The organism is Streptomyces sp. NPDC019890, from assembly GCF_044903445.1.
GTDB lineage: Bacteria > Actinomycetota > Actinomycetes > Streptomycetales > Streptomycetaceae > Streptomyces.
In genome coordinates, this window is record NZ_JBJDQK010000003.1 from 241,530 (window position 1) to 258,810 (window position 17,281).

General features: G+C 69.5%; 11 protein-coding genes. 4 read left to right on the top strand and 7 right to left on the bottom strand.

The genetic code is table 11. The annotated features are described in order from the left end of the window. Positions 1-309: 309 nt before the first annotated feature. The 4 genes from ACI2LP_RS09515 to ACI2LP_RS09530 form a co-directional block, all read right to left on the bottom strand. Positions 310-813 carry an ATP-binding protein gene (locus ACI2LP_RS09515; protein WP_404723946.1) on the bottom strand — a complete coding sequence of 168 codons (504 nt, stop codon included), beginning with the start codon at positions 811-813 and terminating at the stop codon, positions 310-312. A 262-nt stretch (positions 814-1,075) separates the two neighbouring features. Further along, the gene (locus ACI2LP_RS09520) at positions 1,076-1,843 is read right to left on the bottom strand and encodes an enoyl-CoA hydratase/isomerase family protein (protein WP_404723947.1); all 768 of its coding nucleotides are present in this window, start codon (positions 1,841-1,843) and stop codon (positions 1,076-1,078) included. A 126-nt stretch (positions 1,844-1,969) separates the two neighbouring features. Then, positions 1,970-3,217 carry an Ig-like domain-containing protein gene (locus tag ACI2LP_RS09525; RefSeq protein ID WP_404723948.1) on the bottom strand — a complete coding sequence of 416 codons (1,248 nt, stop codon included), beginning with the start codon at positions 3,215-3,217 and terminating at the stop codon, positions 1,970-1,972. A gap of 194 nt (positions 3,218-3,411) precedes the next feature. Continuing rightward, complete coding sequence (locus ACI2LP_RS09530) at positions 3,412-4,638, bottom strand: Ig-like domain-containing protein (RefSeq protein ID WP_404723949.1); 1,227 nt, start codon at positions 4,636-4,638, stop codon at positions 3,412-3,414. A gap of 170 nt (positions 4,639-4,808) precedes the next feature. Between ACI2LP_RS09530 and glgX the strand changes: the two genes are divergently transcribed. The 3 genes from glgX to ACI2LP_RS09545 all read left to right on the top strand — a co-directional run bounded on the left by glgX (position 4,809) and on the right by ACI2LP_RS09545 (position 10,887). Then, entirely contained in the window at positions 4,809-7,106 is a 2,298-nt protein-coding gene (glgX, locus tag ACI2LP_RS09535) for a glycogen debranching protein GlgX (RefSeq protein WP_404723950.1), read from the top strand. A gap of 80 nt (positions 7,107-7,186) precedes the next feature. Then, the gene (locus tag ACI2LP_RS09540; protein WP_404723951.1) at positions 7,187-9,010 is read left to right on the top strand and encodes an ABC transporter ATP-binding protein; all 1,824 of its coding nucleotides are present in this window, start codon (positions 7,187-7,189) and stop codon (positions 9,008-9,010) included. Next, complete coding sequence (locus tag ACI2LP_RS09545) at positions 9,007-10,887, top strand: ABC transporter ATP-binding protein (protein ID WP_404723952.1); 1,881 nt, start codon at positions 9,007-9,009, stop codon at positions 10,885-10,887. The genes ACI2LP_RS09540 and ACI2LP_RS09545 overlap by 4 nt, the downstream gene beginning before the upstream one ends. 87 nt (positions 10,888-10,974) lie before the next feature. Here ACI2LP_RS09545 and ACI2LP_RS09550 read toward each other — a convergent pair whose 3' ends face one another. Beyond that, positions 10,975-13,011 carry a M4 family metallopeptidase gene (locus ACI2LP_RS09550; protein WP_404723953.1) on the bottom strand — a complete coding sequence of 679 codons (2,037 nt, stop codon included), beginning with the start codon at positions 13,009-13,011 and terminating at the stop codon, positions 10,975-10,977. Positions 13,012-13,183: 172 nt separating this feature from the next. After that, positions 13,184-14,101: a TetR/AcrR family transcriptional regulator C-terminal domain-containing protein gene (locus ACI2LP_RS09555; protein WP_404723954.1), complete on the bottom strand. Its 918-nt coding sequence runs from the start codon at positions 14,099-14,101 to the stop codon at positions 13,184-13,186. Between the two features lie 138 nt (positions 14,102-14,239). Between ACI2LP_RS09555 and ACI2LP_RS09560 the strand changes: the two genes are divergently transcribed. Further along, positions 14,240-15,778, top strand: coding sequence for an MFS transporter (locus ACI2LP_RS09560; RefSeq protein ID WP_404723955.1), 1,539 nt, complete (start codon positions 14,240-14,242; stop codon positions 15,776-15,778). Here the strand turns inward: ACI2LP_RS09560 and ACI2LP_RS09565 are convergent. Continuing rightward, on the bottom strand, positions 15,775-17,016 hold the full coding sequence (locus tag ACI2LP_RS09565; RefSeq protein ID WP_404723956.1) for an alginate lyase family protein: 1,242 nt from the start codon (positions 17,014-17,016) through the stop codon (positions 15,775-15,777). The genes ACI2LP_RS09560 and ACI2LP_RS09565 overlap by 4 nt on opposite strands. Between the last annotated feature and the right edge of the window lie 265 nt (positions 17,017-17,281).

The window sequence follows — 17,281 nt, forward strand, 5'->3', positions numbered from 1 at the left end:
TTGGGACGTTTGCCGGTCACGACTGCCGACATCGCACGACAGGCAAGGAAATCGATGAATCACCCGCCTGATCCCATATTCATTCACTATTTACGAGGCAGGTGGCCCATCTCACCTGCGATTCATATCGAACATAGTACTGTTTGCCGACTTATGTCCGTGTAAGGACTTTTGGCGAGAGAGCCCCCGTCTGCCATAGTCGGTGACACGACCCCCATTGACCCGGGCAAGGTCGTCGAAAGCCGCCGTGGATACTCCCCCCCATCCACGGCGCTCCGCAGAAGCCCCCGTTCAGGGGGCTTCTGTGTGTCAGCGGTCGGTGACCCGTATCTCGAACCAGGTGGTCTTGCCGCGCGGCAGCAGATCCACGCCCCACCGGTCGGAGAGCTTGTCGACGAGGAAGAGCCCGCGGCCGCTGGTGTCCATCTCCTGGACCGGCATCAGACACGGCAGACCGCGCGAGGGATCGCGGACCTCGATCCTGATCCAGCCACGGCGGCGCAGCATCCGCAGCCCGAAGACCCGCGCGCCGGTGTGCCGTACCGCGTTGCCCACCAGCTCCGACACCAGTAACACCGCGTGCTCGGCGGTCTGCGCGGGAAGCGCCCACTGACGCAGCACAACGCACTGGGTCAGTCGCCGGGCGGTGGCGGCGGACTCGGGGCGGGAGGGGAGTCGCACTTCCTCGTCCGTGGGGTTGCCGAACAACTCCAGCGCCTTGAGGGCCTGTTCGTCCTCGACCACGGGCGTCCACCGCGCCGCGGCAGAGCTGCCGCGCTGCCGCGGCTGTTCCACACCTTCGAGGCCCGCCATGCCCCCATCATGGCCGCAAAGAGTGACCGCCGGGGCCGTTCCAGCGGAATAGGGCCCCCGGAACCAGCCGTTCCGGGGGGACCCGTTGGCATATGACTGTGGCCGCATACCAACCCCGATACCCACCCTGAGCTGCCCTGACGCCTTGCTTACGAATGATCGCAAAGAGCAGCGGGCGGTGGGGACTTAAGGCTGCCTTAGGACTCAGCTAAGCCACACACAGGGTTGACGCCGGATGCGCAAGCGCCCAACAGGACTTAATTCAGAGGAACTTGGCCTTACCCGGACCCTCCTCCACAAAGCTGCGCATCCCGCGCTCGCGGTCCTCCGTCGCGAACAGGCCCGCGAACCAGTTCCGTTCGATGGCCAGGCCCGTCTCGATGTCCGTCCCAAGACCCGCGTCGATGGACTCCTTGGCGGCACGCAGCGCCAGCGCCGGCCCCTGCGCCAGCTTCGCGGCCCAGGCGAGCGCCTGCTCGTACACCTCGGCGGAGGGGACCACACGGTCCACCAGACCCAGTCCCAGCGCCTCGTCCGCCTTCACCATGCGACCGGTGAAAATCAGGTCCTTGGCCTTGGAGGGACCGATCAGCCGCGACAGCCGCTGGGTGCCACCGGCGCCCGGAATCAGCCCCAGCAGGATCTCCGGCTGGCCGAGCTTGGCGTTGTCCGCGGCGATCCGGAAGTCGGCACAGAGCGCCAGCTCGCAACCGCCGCCCAGCGCATAGCCGGTGACGGCCGCGACGACGGGCTTGGGGATACGGGCGACGGCGGTGAAGGAGTCCTGCAGGGCCCGGGACCGTACGACCATCGCCGCGTGGTCCATGGCCTGCATCTCCTTGATGTCCGCGCCGGCCGCGAACACCTTCTCGCCGCCGTACAGGATCACGGCCCGTACGTCGTCACGGCGCGTAGCCTCCTGGGCCAGCTCGCGCAGCCGGTCCTGGACGGCGATGTCCAGCGCGTTCATCGGCGGGCGGTCGAGACGGATGGTGCCGACGCCTTCGGAGACCTCGAGAGAAACAGTCATGCCCAGCAGGTTAGTCCGCGTTAACGCCTTCGGGCCCGGTGCTGTCGGTCACAGCGCAACGCCTGCGGGCCCGGTGCTGTCGGTCACAGCACCGGGCCCGCAGGGAAAGCGTCCTTTTCGGGTGTCCTACTTGGTCCACTCGGCCCAGGACATGTTCCAGCCGTTCAGGCCGTTCTCCGGGGAGATCTGCTTGTCCTTGGAGTTCTTCACGATCACCACGTCGCCGATGATCGAGCTGTCGAAGAACCAGGCCGCCGGGGTGCTGCTGTCCCCCGCGCCCCGTGCGTCCCGCAGGCCCACACAGCCGTGGCTGACATTCGCCGATCCGAAGGTCCCGGACGAGGCCCAGTAGTTGCCGTGCACGAACGTGCCCGAGTTGGACAGACGCATCGCGTGCGGCACGTCCTTGATGTCGTACTCACCGCCGAAGCCGACGGTGGCGCCGTTCATCCGGGTCACCTTGTACTTCTCGCTGATGACCATCTCGCCGTTGTACGTGGTGGTCGACGGCGCGCCCGCGGTGATCGGGATGTCCTTGATCTCCTTGCCGTCCCGGACGACCTTCATCCGGTGCTCCTTCGCGTCCACGGTGGAGACCTGGCTGCGGCCGATGGTGAACTTCACCGTCTTGGACTGCTTGCCGTACACGCCGGGGCGGCCCTCGACGCCGTCCAGGTTGAGCTTCACGGTCACCTTGGTGCCCGCGGCCCAGTACTTCTCCGGGCGGAAGTCGAGGCGGTCGTTGCCGAACCAGTGGCCCTCGACCGGCACCGCCGGCACCGCGGTCACCTTGATGGCCTTCTCGACGGCCTCCGGGTTGGTGATGCCGCGGGTGAAGTTGATCGAGACCGGCATGCCGACGCCGACCGTCGCACCGTCCTCGGGCGTGTACTGCCCGATGAAGGTGTTCTTCGGAACGAGCGTGGTGAAGGTGGTGTCCTTCGCCGACTCCCGGCCGTCCGCGTCCTTGGCGACCGCGTGCACCTTGTACTTGGTGGAGCCCGCCAGATGCTGCAGCGGCTGCCAACTGGCACCGTCCGCGGCGACCTTGCCCTCGACCGCGGCGCCCTTGTCGTCCTGGACCGTGACCGTGATCAGCTTGCCCTTGGCCGCGGTGACCTTGAGTACACCGCTGGTGGCGACCGAGGAGGCGCCGTCCTTGGGCGCGATGGTCACCACCGCCTGGGAGGCCGCGTTCCCGACCTGCCCGCCGTCCTTACCGCCCTTGCCGTCGCTGCCCTTGTCGTCGCCGCCCCCGCACGCCGTGACAAGCACCAGCAGCGCCCCCAGCACCAGAGCCGGCACAGCGGCGCCCCCACGCCTGCGTCCGCCGAAGCCCCTGGCCGACGCCCCCGATATCGGCTGCCCGTTCAAAATGGTCTCTCCCCTCGCACGGCCTGGCCCCGCCACGGCCCGCACCCCCGCGCGCCTCACGCACGCACGGCGATAGATAATCACACCGTGGGTAGTGGATCGTCCCCACGAATGTCACCGTTCAGTCCCAACTTGTCCGGGGAGCTCATCTGAAGCGGTGCGGGTCCAGCAGGTCAGCGAGGTCATGGCGAGGGTCAGTTCAGCGCGGAACCGGCCTTCCACTCCGGCCAGCCCAGGTTCCAGCCGCTGAGGCCGTTGCCGGGATCGACCTTTTTGTCCTTCGAGTTGACGACCTCGACCACATCGCCGATCAGGGTCCGGTCGAAGAACCAGCCGGCCGGGGTGTCCTCACTGCCACCCTTCACATCGCGCAGGCCGACACAGCCGTGCGAGACGTTCACCGAGCCGAAGGTGTCGGAGGCCGCCCAGTAGTTGCCGTGGATGAAGGTGCCCGAGTCGGTCAGCCGCATGGCATGCGGGACGTCCTTGATGTCGTACTCGCCCTTTCCGTTCCGCTTCTTGAAGCCGACCGTCGCACCGTTCATCCGGGTCACGTCGAACATCTCCGTGACCACCATCTTTCCGTTGTACGTGGTCGACTTGGGCGCCCCGGCCGTGATCGGCACCTTCGCCAGGATCCCCCCGTCGCGCCGGACCTCCATGGTGTGCGCCGCCGCATCGACCCGTGAGACCTGCGAGCGGCCCACGGTGAAGGCGACGGTCCGCTGCTGGATGCCGTAGACCCCGGGCGCCGCCTCGACGTCGCGCAGCCGCAGGTCGACCGTGACCCTGGTGCCCGGCTTCCAGTACTCGCGCGGGCGGAAGTCCAGGCGCTCCTTGCCGAACCAGTGGCCGACGATCTCGACCGGCGGCTCCGAGCTGACGCGGATGGCGCGCTGGACGGCCGCACGGTCCTCGATCTCCCGGTTGAAGTCGAAGGAGACGATCATTCCGGTGCCCACGGTCGCGCGGTTCTCCGGCTTGAAGTAGCCGATGAACCGGCGCTCGGGGACCCGGGTGGTGAACGTGGTGTGGCGGGCCGAGCGACGGCCGTGCGCGTCCAGGGCGACCACGTCGACGCTGTACTTGGCGGCGAGGTCCAGCCGGGTGCCCCTGTCCAGCGTCCAGCGCAGACCGTCCTCGGAGATCAGGCCGTGGATCTCGGTGGGCTGAGCGTCCTCGATCTGCACCACCTTGACCCGCTCGAGACGCCCGCTGGGCAGTCGCACCTCGAGAGGGCCCTGGGGGCCGACTCCCTTCGCGCCGTCCTCGGGGGTCACTCGGATGACCTCCTCGGCCGACCGCGGCTTGTTGCCGATGTCCAGGTCCCCGCCGGTGCAGCCGGTGAGCCCGGCCATCAGTCCTGCCCATGCCAGGGCGAAGGTCATGCCCTGCCCTGCCCGCTTCAGTACGTGTTTCACATACCGCCCAACGACCACGCCCCTCCAGGGGAAACGTGAGCGCAGGGCCATGTTGGGACAAGAGCAGCGCGGGCAGAACAGGTGGGAGGACCACGCGTGGGACGCTGCGGCCGGGACGCCGTGAGCCCCTTCACGTCAGCGGGGCCCGACGAGCCGCGGGAGGCCGGCAGGTGTCGAGCGCAGCGGAGCAGGAGACAGTGCAGGAGGAGGTGCCGGGCGACCTTCCCGGCCCACTCCTGACGGCCGGGGACCCGGCCGGGACCACGGCCGTCGTCAACGGCCGCCATCGGGAGCCGGACACCCGCAGGCCGTCGGTGTGGCCGGGCGCACCGACGCCGCTCGGGGCCCGTTTCCGGGTCGGCCCCGACGGGGTCGCGGGGACCAACTTCGCGCTCTGGGCGGGCGGGGCGGAGGCGGCCGAGCTGTGCCTCTTCGACGACACGGGGGTGGAGACGCGGCTGCCGCTGACCGAGCTGACGCATGAGATCTGGCACGGCTTCGTGCCCGGGATCCGGCCGGGACAGCGGTACGGCTACCGGGTGCACGGGCGCTGGGACCCGTGGACGGGCGCCCGCTGGAATCCGGCGAAGCTGCTGCTCGATCCCTATGCACGCGCGGTGGACGCGGGCCGGGGGAACGACTACTGCGAGCTGCCCGCCGAGGTGTACGGGCATGTGCGCGACTGGCCGCAGCAGCATGTCGCCGACACCGTGCGCGACGACCGGGACTCGGCCCCCTTCGTGCCCAAGGGCGTCGTCGTACACGATGACGACGACTGGTCGGACGACCGCAGGCCCAAGACCCCGTGGGCGGACTCGGTCATCTACGAACTGCATGTGCGCGGCTTCACCAAGCTCCATCCCGGGATTCCACAGGAGCTGCGGGGCACCTACGCCGGCCTGGCGCATCCGGCGGCGATCGGTCATCTCGTACGGCTCGGAGTCACCGCGGTCGAACTGCTCCCCGTGCACCAGTACGCCCACGAGGACCATCTGCTCAAGCGCGGGCTGCGCAACTACTGGGGCTACAACTCCATCGGCTACTTCGCGCCCCATGCCGCGTACTCGGCGAGCGGGACCCGCGGTGAGCAGGTCGGCGAGTTCAAACGGATGGTGCGCGCGCTGCACGCCGCCGGGATCGAGGTGATCCTCGATGTGGTCTACAACCACACTGCGGAGGCGGGTCAGCTGGGGCCGACGCTGTCCCTGCGCGGCATCGACAACCGCGGCTACTACCGGCTTCAGTCGGACGCCCGGGCGTACGCGGACTACACCGGCTGCGGCAACACCCTGCATGTGGTGAAGCCACATGTGCTGCGGCTGATCACCGATTCGCTGCGCTACTGGGTGACCGAGATGGGTGTGGACGGCTTCCGCTTCGACCTGGCTGCGGCGCTGGCCCGCTCCATGCACGACGTCGACATGCTCTCCCCCTTTCTTGCGGTCATCGCCCAGGACCCGGTGCTGCGGCGCGTCAAGCTGATCGCCGAGCCGTGGGACGTGGGCAACGGCGGCTACCAGGTGGGTGCGTTCCCCCCGCTGTGGACCGAGTGGAACGACCGGTACCGGGACGCCGTACGGGACTTCTGGCGCGGCGCGCTGCCCGACGTACGCGACCTGGGATACCGGCTCTCGGGGTCCAGCGATCTGTACGCCTGGGGCGGGCGGCGGCCGTACGCCTCCATCAACTTCGTCACCGCGCACGACGGGTTCACCCTGCGCGACCTGGTCAGTTACGAGCAGAAGCACAATGAGGCCAACGGAGAGGGCAACCGCGACGGCACGAACGACAACCGGTCCTGGAACTGCGGCGCGGAGGGCGAGACCGACGATCCGCACATCAACGCGCTGCGGCGGCGCCAGGTGCGCAACCTGCTGACCACTCTGCTCGTGTCGACGGGCGTGCCGATGCTGGTCGCGGGCGACGAGATGGGCCGTACGCAGGGCGGCAGCAACAACGCTTACTGCCAGGACAACGAGGTGAGCTGGCTGGACTGGTCCCTGCTGGAGCGCCCCGGACCGCGCGGCGTGCTGGAGCTGACCACCCGGCTGCTGGCCGTGCGCCACACTCACCCGGTGCTGCGCCGGCGCGCCTTCTTCTCGGGCCGCGCCCATGCGGCGGACGGCCTGCGGGACCTTGCCTGGTTCACGCCGCACGGCAGAGAGATGACGGAACAGGACTGGTACGCACCGGCGTCGACCCTGGCGCTCTATCTGTCGGGCCGCGACATCCCGGGACGTGACGCGCGTGGAGCGGAGGTGACGGACGACAGCTTCCTGACGATCCTGCACGCAGCGGACCGCCCGACGAGCTTCCAGCTCCCCGGGCCGCCCTGGGCGCAGGCGTACGAGGTGGTGGTCGACACCTCCCAGGAGGACCAGCAGGCGCCGCCGGGGACGGTGCACGGGGGCGGGGAGACGGTGACGGTGCCGGCCCGGTCGGTGCTGCTGCTGAAGGTCAGAACGTAGGAGGTGTTCGGCGCCGGCCCTGCATGCCCCCGAAAAAACCACATGAGCGCTGTCAGTGGTGAACCGTAGGCTCGCAACTGATGCCCAGAACACACGCAACTGCCAAGGAACGGTCCACCGTGCGTACGCTGCTGCGGCTGTGGCCGTATGTACGCCCCATCCGAACTCGCCTGTTCAGCGCGGCATTCGTCGCCGTCGTGGCCTCCTGTCTGGGCCTGGTCATTCCGCTCGTACTGAAGTGGATGGTGGACGGACCGGTCGCGGGCCGTGACCCCGGCGGGGTCTGGCTCGGGGCGCTGGCGCTGCTGTTACTGGGGATCGCCGAGGCGGTGCTCTTCGGGTTCAGGCGATGGCTGGTGGCACGGCCGCTCGCGGGGGTAGAGGCGGCGATGCGGGCCGACCTCTACCGGCATCTGCAGCGGCTGCCGGTGGCCTTCCACGACCGGTGGCCCTCGGGCCAGCTGCTCTCGCGCGCCACGAGCGACCTGATGCTGCTGCGCATGTTCCTGGCGTTCCCGCTGACCTTCCTGCTGGTCAATGCGACGACGATCCTCGTCGGGATCGTCATTCTGCTGGCCCAGCAGTGGTCGCTCGGGCTGGTGCTGCTCACGCCGATCGTGCCGATGGTGTTTCTCTGCTGGCTCTTCGAGTCGCGGTACTCGATCGTCGCACGACGGGCACAGGACCAGGTCGGCGATCTGACGACGGTCGTCGAGGAGAGCGTGCTCGGCATCCGCATCATCAAGGGCTTCGGCCGCCACCGCAGCCAGGCCCGCGCCTTCCGCGAGCTCTCGCAGCGGCTGCGCGGCACCGAGCTGGGCAAGGCCAGGCTGCTGGCCGGCATCTGGGCGCTGATCACGGCGATCCCCGAGCTGGCCATCGGCGCGGCGCTGGTGCTGGGCACGGTCCAGGTCGCGGACGGCGAACTGTCCGCGGGCACGCTGGTGGCCTTTCTGTCGACGGCGCTGGCGCTGCGGTGGCCGGTGGACTCGATCGGCTTTCTGCTGGCGCTGAGCCAGGAGGCGGCGACGGCGACGGAGCGGTACTTCGAGGTGATGGACGCGAAGGAGGAGTCGGACGCGTTCGCGGAAGCCCTGCTGTCCGAGGAAGCGCCCCTGGCGCCCGCCGAGGTGGGGCCGTCGGCGGAAGCGGGCCTGGCGTTCGAAGGCGTCATCTTCCGCTATCCCGACGCTCCCGCGGACTCCGCGCCCGTGCTCGCCCGCATCGACCTGCGCGTGCGGCCGGGCGAGACCTTGGCCCTCGTCGGCGGCACCGGCTCCGGAAAGACCACCCTCACCGCGCTCGTACCGCGGCTGCACGAGGTGACCGAGGGCCGGATCACGCTCGACGGCGAGGACATCGCCGCGATGCCGCGGGAGCGACTGCGCGAGCTGGTGTCCGTCGCCTTCGAGGAGCCGACGCTGTTCTCGGCGAGCGTCGGTGAGAACGTCCTGATGGGCGCCGGGGAGGCCGCGGGCGAGCCGGAGTTGGAGCGGGCGCTCGACATCGCCCAGGCCGGCTTCGTCGGCTCGTTGCCGCAGGGCTTCGACACCCAGGTCGGCGAACAGGGCCTCAGCCTCTCCGGCGGCCAGCGCCAACGCCTCGCGCTGGCCCGGGCGGTGGTGGGCCGACCGCGCTTCCTGGTGCTCGACGACCCCCTTTCGGCACTCGACGTGCATACGGAGGCACTGGTGGAAGCGGCCCTGCGCAGGGTGCTCGAGGACACGACGGCTCTGGTGGTGGCGCACCGCCCGTCGACAGTGATGCTGGCGGACCGCGTGGCGCTGCTGTCGCAGGGCCGCATCGCGGCGGTGGGCACACATCAGGAACTGCTGCGTACGAATGCCGAGTACGCCTGGCTCATGTCCGGCGTGGAAGCAGGCGCCGAGGAAGGTGTCCGATGACGTCGTCGACGACCGCCGCGCCGCCCGTCGAGCAGCCTGAGGAGCCGGGGCAGCCACAGCAGCGGACGCCCGCGCCCGTTGGGGACGATCCCTTCGACCGGGACGCCCTGCCCACGCCCAGGGGCGCGACCGGCGCCCTGCTTCGGTCCCTCCTCGCGCGCCGCCGCGCGCGCGTCGCACTCGCCGGGCTGCTCCTGCTGCTCCAGCAGGCCACCGTCCAGGCCGGGCCCCTTCTCGTCGCGTACGCCATCGACCGCGGCGTGCCCGCCTTCCGGGCACACGACTACGGACCGCTGATCGCCGTCGCCGTCGGGTACGCCGTGTGCGCGCTCGGCGCCGGGCTGCTCCAGTACGCCTTCATCACCGCCGCCGCCCGTGTCAACCAGGACGTCCTTCTCGACCTGCGCGGCCGGATCTTCCGCCATGCCCAGGCCCTGAGCGTCGACTTCCACGAGCGCTACACCTCGGGACGGCTGATCTCCCGTTCGACCGCAGACGTGGAGTCCCTGCGTGAGCTGCTCGGCGAAGGGCTCCAGGAGCTGATCACGGTCGTCCTCGCCTTCGTCTACATCTCGTCGATGCTGCTCTGGCTCGACCTCGGCCTCGGCGCGCTCGCGGTGCTCTCCTTCGTACCGCTGTATCTGCTCGTACGCCGCTACCAGCGCCGTGTCGGCATCGTCTTCAGCGTCCGCTCCACCGCGATCGCCGCGGTCATCGTGAAGTTCGCGGAGACGATGAACGGCATCCGGCCCGTGCGGGCCTTCCGGCGCGAGCGCGCCAACGACGCGGACTTCCGGGTACTCAACCACCGCCATGAGCGCAGCAACGGCGACAGCCTGCTGGAGATGGCGCGCTATGTCGTCGGCTCCCGGGTCGTCGCCAACACCGCGGTCGCGGGGATCGTGCTCTGGGGCGCGTACCGAGTCGCCGGCGGGACGCTCGCGCTGGGTGTGCTGGCCGCCGCCGTGCTCTATCTGCGGCGTCTGTACGACCCGATCGACCGGCTCGGGATGTTCCTGAACTCCTACCAGTCAGCGGCGGCTTCGCTGGAGAAGATCGCCGGGCTGCTGGCCCAGACCCCGTCCGTGCCCGAGGCGCGGGAACCGAGTGAGCTGCCCGCGCTCGACGGCGAACACCCCGGTCGCGAGGTCGTCTTCGAGGGCGTCCGCTTCGCCTACCGCACCGGCGGCGAGGTGCTGCCCCGCTTCGATCTGACGATCCCGGCCGGCCAGACCGTCGCTGTGGTCGGCTCGACCGGCGCCGGCAAGTCCACCCTCGCCAAGCTGCTGGCCCGTTTCTACGACCCGAGCGAGGGGCGGGTACTGATCGACGGCGTCGACCTGCGTGCGCTGTCCACTCCCGAACTGCGGCGCGGCGTGGTGATGGTGACCCAGGAGGCCTTCCTGTTCTCCGGGACGGTCGCCGAGAACATCGCGATCGGGCGGCCGGACGCCTCCCGCGAGGAGATCGAGCGGGCCGCGAAGGCGATCGGCGCGCACGACTTCATCAGCGGACTGCCGGACGGGTACGACACCGACGTACGCAAACGGGGCGGCCGGATCTCCGCCGGTCAGCGACAACTGGTGAGCTTCGCCCGCGCGTTGCTCGCCGACCCGGCCGTACTGATTCTCGACGAGGCGACGAGTTCGCTGGACATCCCGGGCGAACGAGCGGTGCAGCGCGCGATGGACACGGTGCTGCACGGGCGGACGGCCGTCGTGATCGCCCACCGGCTGTCGACGGTCGAGATCGCGGACCGGGTGCTTGTGATGGAGAACGGGCGGATCGTGGAGGACGGCGCACCGGACCAACTGATCGGCGGGAACGGCCGGTTCGCGGGTCTGCACCGGGCGTGGCGCGACAGTCTGGTGGGGTGAGCCACGTCGGGCACGTCGCGCGCCAACGGCGGAGGCTGCCCGGGGGCAGATGCCCCCGGGCAGCCTCGTACGACAGGCTCAGCAGCCTCAGAAGGTGAGCTTGAAGCTGTTGATGTAGCCGGTGTCCCATGCCGCCTTGTCCTGGACCCGCAGCTTCCAGGTGCCGTTGGCGACCTCGGAGGAGGCGTTGACCGTGTAGGTCTCCTGGACGTTGTCCGCCGAGTCGGAGGAGCTGAACGGCTTCAGGTTGTACACCGTGCCGTCCGGGGCGACCAGGTCCACGACCAGGTCACCGCGCCAGGTGTGGATGATGTCCACGCCGACCTTGAGCGTGCTCGGGGCGTTGCCCGTGCGGCCGGTGACGGTGACCGACGAGGTGACCGCGGCGCCGTTGTCCGGGATGGAGACGTCGGCGGTGTTCTCGAAGACCGTGCCGGGGTCGGGGTCGCCGCCGCCGGGACGGGAGCCGACGTTGATGCCGGCCCATGCGTCGGTCACGGACTTGACCTCGGCGCTGGTGGCTCCGTACAGCTCCGTCGCGACCGCGATGGTGCCGGTGCGCGCCGCCGCGTAGTTGGTCGTGGAGTTGAACTTCGTGGTGAGCGCCTTGTACCAGATCAGCGCGGCCTTGTCCCGGCCGATGCCGGTCACCGGCAGTCCGTCGGAGGTCGGCGAGTCGTAGTTGACGCCGTTGATGGTCTTGGGGCCGCTGCCCTCGGATGCCAGGTAGAACCAGTGGTTCGCCGGGCCCGAGGAGTAGTGGACGTCGATGTTGCCGATGCCCGAGTACCAGGCGTCCTTGGACGCGCCGTCCTTGCTCGGCTTGTCCTGGTAGCGCAGCGGGGTGCCGTCGCCGTTGATGTCGATCTTCTCGCCGATGAGGTAGTCGCCCTTGTCCGTGGCGTTGTTGGCGTAGAACTCGACAGCCGAGGCGAAGATGTCGCTGGTCGCCTCGTTGAGGCCGCCGGACTCGCCGCTGTACACGAGCTTGGCGGTGGCGGCGGTGACACCGTGGGTCATCTCGTGCCCCGCGACGTCGATCGACGTGAGCGGCTTGGCGTTGCCCGAGCCGTCGCCGTACGTCATGCAGAAGCAGCTGTCCTGCCAGAACGCGTTGACGTAGGCGTTGCCGTAATGCACCCGGGAGTACGCGCCGACGCCGTCACCGCGGATGCCGGAACGGCCGTACACGTTCTTGTAGTAGTCCCAGGTGAGCCCGGCGCCGTAGGCCGCATCCGCGCCCGCGGTCTCGGGCTCGGAGGCCTGGCCGTTGCCCCAGACGTCGTCGGAACCCGAGAACAGGGTGCCGGTTCCGCTGCTGCCGTGGTTCAGGTTGTACGTCTTGTGGCTGCCGCGCCCGGTGTCGGTGAGGTTGTACGTGGAGCCGGACTGCACGCTGCCGACCGTCACCGAGCCGCTGTACTGCGTGTTGCCGGTGCCGTTCTCGACGCCCTGCCACTCGAAGAGCTTCTTGCCGGTGGTCGCGTCGGTGACGACGTGCAGCTCGTTCGGGGTGCCGTCGTGCTGGAGGCCGCCGACGACGGTCTCGTACGCGAGTGTCGGCTTGCCCTGCGCCATCCAGACCACCTTGCGGGGCGCGCGGTCGGCCTTGGCCTTCGCCGAGCCCTCCGCCCTGGCCGCGCCCAGCGCCTGCTTCTCGGCGGTGGCCGGGGCGACATCGGCGCTGGTGTCGACGTTCTTGAGGACCGCGGCCGACGCCTTGGTGACCGACTCGGTCGCACCGGCCTTCGTCTCCGCGACCACCAGGTCGCCACCGAGCACGGGGAGGCCGGCGTAGGTGCGCTCGTAGCGGGTGTGGGTGGTGCCGTCGCGGTCCTGGGTGACGTCCCGTACGACGAGCTTCTCCTGGGCGGTGAGGCCCAGTTCCTTGGCGGTGGCCGCCGTGGTGGCGCTCGCCTTGCGGATCAGCTCGGCCCGCTGGGCCGGGCTGAGGTTCAACGGCAGGGCGCCGGGGTTGGCCTTGCCTGCTTTCGCCGCTGCCGGTGCGGCGGTTGACGCCGGTTCGGCAGCGGAGGTGCCGGTCTGGAATCCGACCGCCAGGAGGGCGGCGGTGGCTATGAGAGCTCCGGTCGCGGTGGCGCGGCGGCGAGGCGTGGGTCTCACGCGAACTCCTTCTGCGAGGGGGGTACCGGGCGACTGGGTAGGTCGGCCGGGCAGAGCATGCGGAGCATGTGGAGCGTGGATCGGGGGAAGAGTGACAGCAATCACTGCCATCTGTCAGGAGCGCGTCAACAAGTTGGCCGGAAATCGTCCGGTGCACGAATGGTCATGTTCGTTAAGCGGACGTTTCGCCGATCATCATCGCGATGCCGTCAAGGGTTCGACGGAGCCCGAACTCGAAGAGTGTTTCGAGGTCCAGATCGAACTCATCCTGTGTGAACAGGGTGTTGAGCAGAGGGTAGTTGCCGGTCGCGGCGATCATTTCGAACTGTGGCTCGTTCCGTGCCATCCACTCGTCGTCGGAGATGCCCGTGTCCTGCTCCGCCCGGGCCTCCAACTCGGCGGCCATGGCGACGCCTTGGACATACGCGAAGAGCGCGAGATGGACGTGGATCATCTGAAGCGGCGTCAGCCCGGTTCCGTGCAGGGCGCGCAGCACCCACTCGGTGTACCTCATCGCGTTCGGTGAGGCGACCGGCCGGGTGAACGAGGCCATCGCCTGGGCCATCCAGCGGTGGCGGGTGTAGGCGGCGTACAGCCAGCGCGCGGCCCGTTCCAGGCCCTGGCGCCAGTCGGCCGGAACCGGCCCCATGGGCGTCTCGCCGCAGACCTCGTCCGTCATGAGCCGAAGCAGCTCGCCCTTGCCCGGGACATGGCGGTACAGGGCCATCGTGGAGGTACCCAGCGAGGTGGCGATCCGCCGCATGGAGAGTGCGGGCAGACCCTCGGCATCGGCCAGCGCGACAGCGGTGCGCACGATCCGGGCACGGGTCAGCCCGGGCTCGACGGGTGCGGCCGGGCTCGACGCGTGGGCGACGGATGGTGTGACGACGGTACCGACGCCGGGCACAGCCTGTACGAGCCCGTCCTGACGCAGGGCGGCCAGAGCCTTGGTCGCGGTCGCCATGGCCACACCCCACTCCTTGGTGATGGCGCGGGTCGAGGGGACGCGGTCGCCGGGGCGCAGTGCGCCCGAGGCGATGCGGTGGCGCAGTTCGGCGGCGATGCGGAGGTAGGGCGGCTGGTTCGGCACGGCAGGTGAGTGTACTAGTGCGGACAGGACGTCGTACGCCCTTGTGAGCTGCGGATTTTGACGCCCTCCAGCGGCGGTGCACTAGAGTGCACTGCCCTGTTGTTTGCGGTGTACGCAGACGGCTGCTTCGCTCCCCGCATGACACCCGACATACACACCGCGGGCCGCCGGGAATGGACCGCACTCGGCGTCCTGATGCTGCCCCTTCTGCTCGTCTCGATGGACGTGTCCATCCTCTACTTCGCGATCCCCGCCATCAGCGAGGACCTGCGTCCCGGCTCCACCGAACAGCTGTGGATCCTCGACATGTACGGCTTCGTGCTCGCCGGACTCCTCATCACCATGGGCGCGTTGGGCGACCGGATCGGCCGGCGCAGGGTTCTTCTCGCGGGCGCGGTGCTCTTCGGGGCCGCCTCCGTGTGCGCGGCGTACGCACACAGCCCCGGCACCCTGATCGCCGCCCGTGCGCTGCTCGGCGTCGGGGGCGCGTGCCTGATGCCGTCCACGCTCGCGCTGATCCGCAATCTCTTCCGCGACGACAGGCAGCGGGCCACGGCGGTCACCCTCTGGACGACCGTGATGGCCACCGGCATCTCCTTCGGCCCGATCGTCAGCGGGGCCCTCCTCGAACACTTCTGGTGGGGCGCCGTCTTTTTGATCAACCTCCCGGCGATGGGGCTGCTCCTGGTCCTCGCGCCGCTGCTGCTGCCGGAGTTCAGGACGGCGGCGCGCGGGAAGTTCGACGTGCTCAGCGCGGTCCTCTCGCTGGCGGCGCTGCTCCCCGTGATTCACGGAATCAAGGAGCTCGCCAAGCACGGCTACGCACCGGTGCCCGCGCTCGGCATCACCGCGGGCCTCGTCATCGGTGCGGTGTTCGTCCGCCGCCAGGCGCGACTGGAACACCCGATGATGGATCTGGCTCTGGTCCGCCGGCGGGCGTACGGCGGTTCGGTGCTGGTGAACCTCCTCGCCATGGCGGCGACGGTGGGCTTCGCCGTCTTCATCACGCAGTATCTGCAGTCGGTGCTCGGCAAGTCCCCCTTCGAGGCGGCGCTCTGGAGCCTGGTGCCGTCGGCGGGAGTGCTGCTCGCCGCGCCGACGGGAGCCGTGCTGGCGCGGCGGATCGACCGGGCGTATGTGATGGGCGGTGGCTTCTTCGTCTCGGCGGCGGGCTTCGCTTGGCTGACTCAGGTGCGGGTGGACTCGGCGTTCTGGACCGTCCTGGCCGCGAGCGCGGTCTATGCGGCGGGGCTGGTCACCGCGATGACGCTGGCGAACGAACTGGCACTGGGGGCGGCCCCGCCGGAGCACGCGGGCGCGGCGGCGGCCGTCATGGAGTCCGGGCAGGAGCTGGGCGGGGCGCTGGGAATGGCGATCCTGGGCTCTGTCGGCGCGGCGGTGTACGGCCACGACATGGCGTCCTGGAAGGGCGCACCGGAGGCCGTGCGGGAGACGCTGGGCGGAGCGCTGGCAGCGGGTCGGGGAGAGGCGCTGCAGGCGGCGGCGCGGGAGGCGTTCACCCACGGGATGGGTGTGGCGGCGGTGGGGGCGGGGGTTTTGATGTCCGTTGCGGGTCTTGTGTCGTTGACGCTCCTGCGGGCGTCCGGGGCGAGGACGGCACTGTCCCCCACCCCGCCCCTTCCCGAAACCGGGGGTGTCCCACAGGCCAGGGCCTAGCTCGGGTTGTTCGCGTGGGTCAGCGTCTCCCAGGCGACGAACAGGTTGTTGGAGCCCGCGGGCCGCTGCTGCTCGGTGAGGCGCTGGGTGTTGCTCATGGCGATGCCCAGCCGGGTGTGCAGGGCGTTGAAGCCGACCTCGGTGACCGGGCCGAGCCTGTCCTTGAGGCTGCCGTTGCAGAGGTTGCCCGGCACCGGCTCGCCGAGCTGGTACTTGGCGTGCAAACCCAGTGCGTACCGGAGCCGGTCGGCGATCTCCGGGTAGAGGTCCTGTCCCTGGATGCGGCTGGTCTCGGCGATGTGCGAGATGGCCGAGAAGCCGTATCCGGTGTGGGTGAGATCGCGGCAGGTCTCCTGGCTGAGCCCGTTCATGAAGGTCGACTGGCCCTGCCAGTACTTGATGATCTTCTCACGGGTGTCCAGGCCGGAGCCGGGCGCCGTCTTGGGCAGGGAGCCGTCGGAGGTCAGATAGATGTACGCGGGGACGCGCCCGCGGAACTTGGCGACGGCCTTGTCGTACGCGCCGCGGTCCTCCAGGAAGACGGCGATGCCGATCGCCGCCTCCGTCATGCTCAGCTCCCAGTTGCCGTTGGACTGCGAGCCGCCCACGACCTCGGGCAGGTAGACATTGCGCAGCATGGTGCCGAAGCGGCCCGAATTGGGCCAGGAGCTGTAGGTGTACTTGACGATCTCGGCGGCCCGCGGCCAGGAGGAGCCCGCCCAGCCGGTCTGCAGCGGGGCATTGCTGTTGGTGTGGTCCTTGATCACGGCGGACCAGGCGTCCATGATCTCGATCGCCTTCTTGGCGTAGCGGCTGTCGCCGCCGATGTACCAGGCGAGGGCAAGGGTGTACGCGGCTATCGCGTCCTCGCGCTCGTCCGTGCAGCCGTGGTTGGGGTTGGAGTACGAGCCGCACTCGACGACGGCGCGAGGCTTGGCAGTGCGCGAGAGCGAGGCGTACTCGCTGCCGAGCATCTGGTCGTAGGCGGACTTCCAGGGCTGGGCAGCGGCCTTGACCTTGGCCTTGACGAAGTCGAGCTGGGGGCGGCTGACGAGCACCCCCGGGTGGGTGAAGTTCCCGGGTGCGGCGGCCTGTTGCGCCTTCGCGGCCTGTTGAGCGGGGTCTTTCACGGCCGAGGCCGGGGCCGCCAGAACGGCGGCCAGCGCTCCTGCCAGGACGGCGGCGAGGGCCGACAGCAGCACCTTCGGTCTGCGCAGGGCGCGCGATCCGGTACGCATGGGGGGTTGCCTTCCGGGTGGGGGGGGTGACCAACCGCGTTCATCCACATGAACGTTGGGCGTGAGAGTGAACTCTGCGGTGGCTCAGGAAACTAAGGCCATCCCATGGGCACGTCAAGACTCTGACTTCACACTGTGAAAAAACGTGGTGCGGACGGGGGTTGGGCCGGCCGCACCACCGATAAGCGCCCCCCGCCCCCCATCAGCGCCACACTACAACCCCCCCCACCCCCCGCGCCCCCCCCCGCAGCGCGACCACACCCCC

Coding starts and splice junctions, on each gene's coding strand:
- ACI2LP_RS09515 (WP_404723946.1), bottom strand. CDS start 813: ATGGCGGGCCTCGAAGGTGTGGAACAGCCGCGGCAGCGCGGCAGCTCT.
- ACI2LP_RS09540 (WP_404723951.1), top strand. CDS start 7,187: ATGCCCAGAACACACGCAACTGCCAAGGAACGGTCCACCGTGCGTACG.
- ACI2LP_RS09545 (WP_404723952.1), top strand. CDS start 9,007: ATGACGTCGTCGACGACCGCCGCGCCGCCCGTCGAGCAGCCTGAGGAG.
- ACI2LP_RS09560 (WP_404723955.1), top strand. CDS start 14,240: ATGACACCCGACATACACACCGCGGGCCGCCGGGAATGGACCGCACTC.
- ACI2LP_RS09520 (WP_404723947.1), bottom strand. CDS start 1,843: ATGACTGTTTCTCTCGAGGTCTCCGAAGGCGTCGGCACCATCCGTCTC.
- ACI2LP_RS09565 (WP_404723956.1), bottom strand. CDS start 17,016: ATGCGTACCGGATCGCGCGCCCTGCGCAGACCGAAGGTGCTGCTGTCG.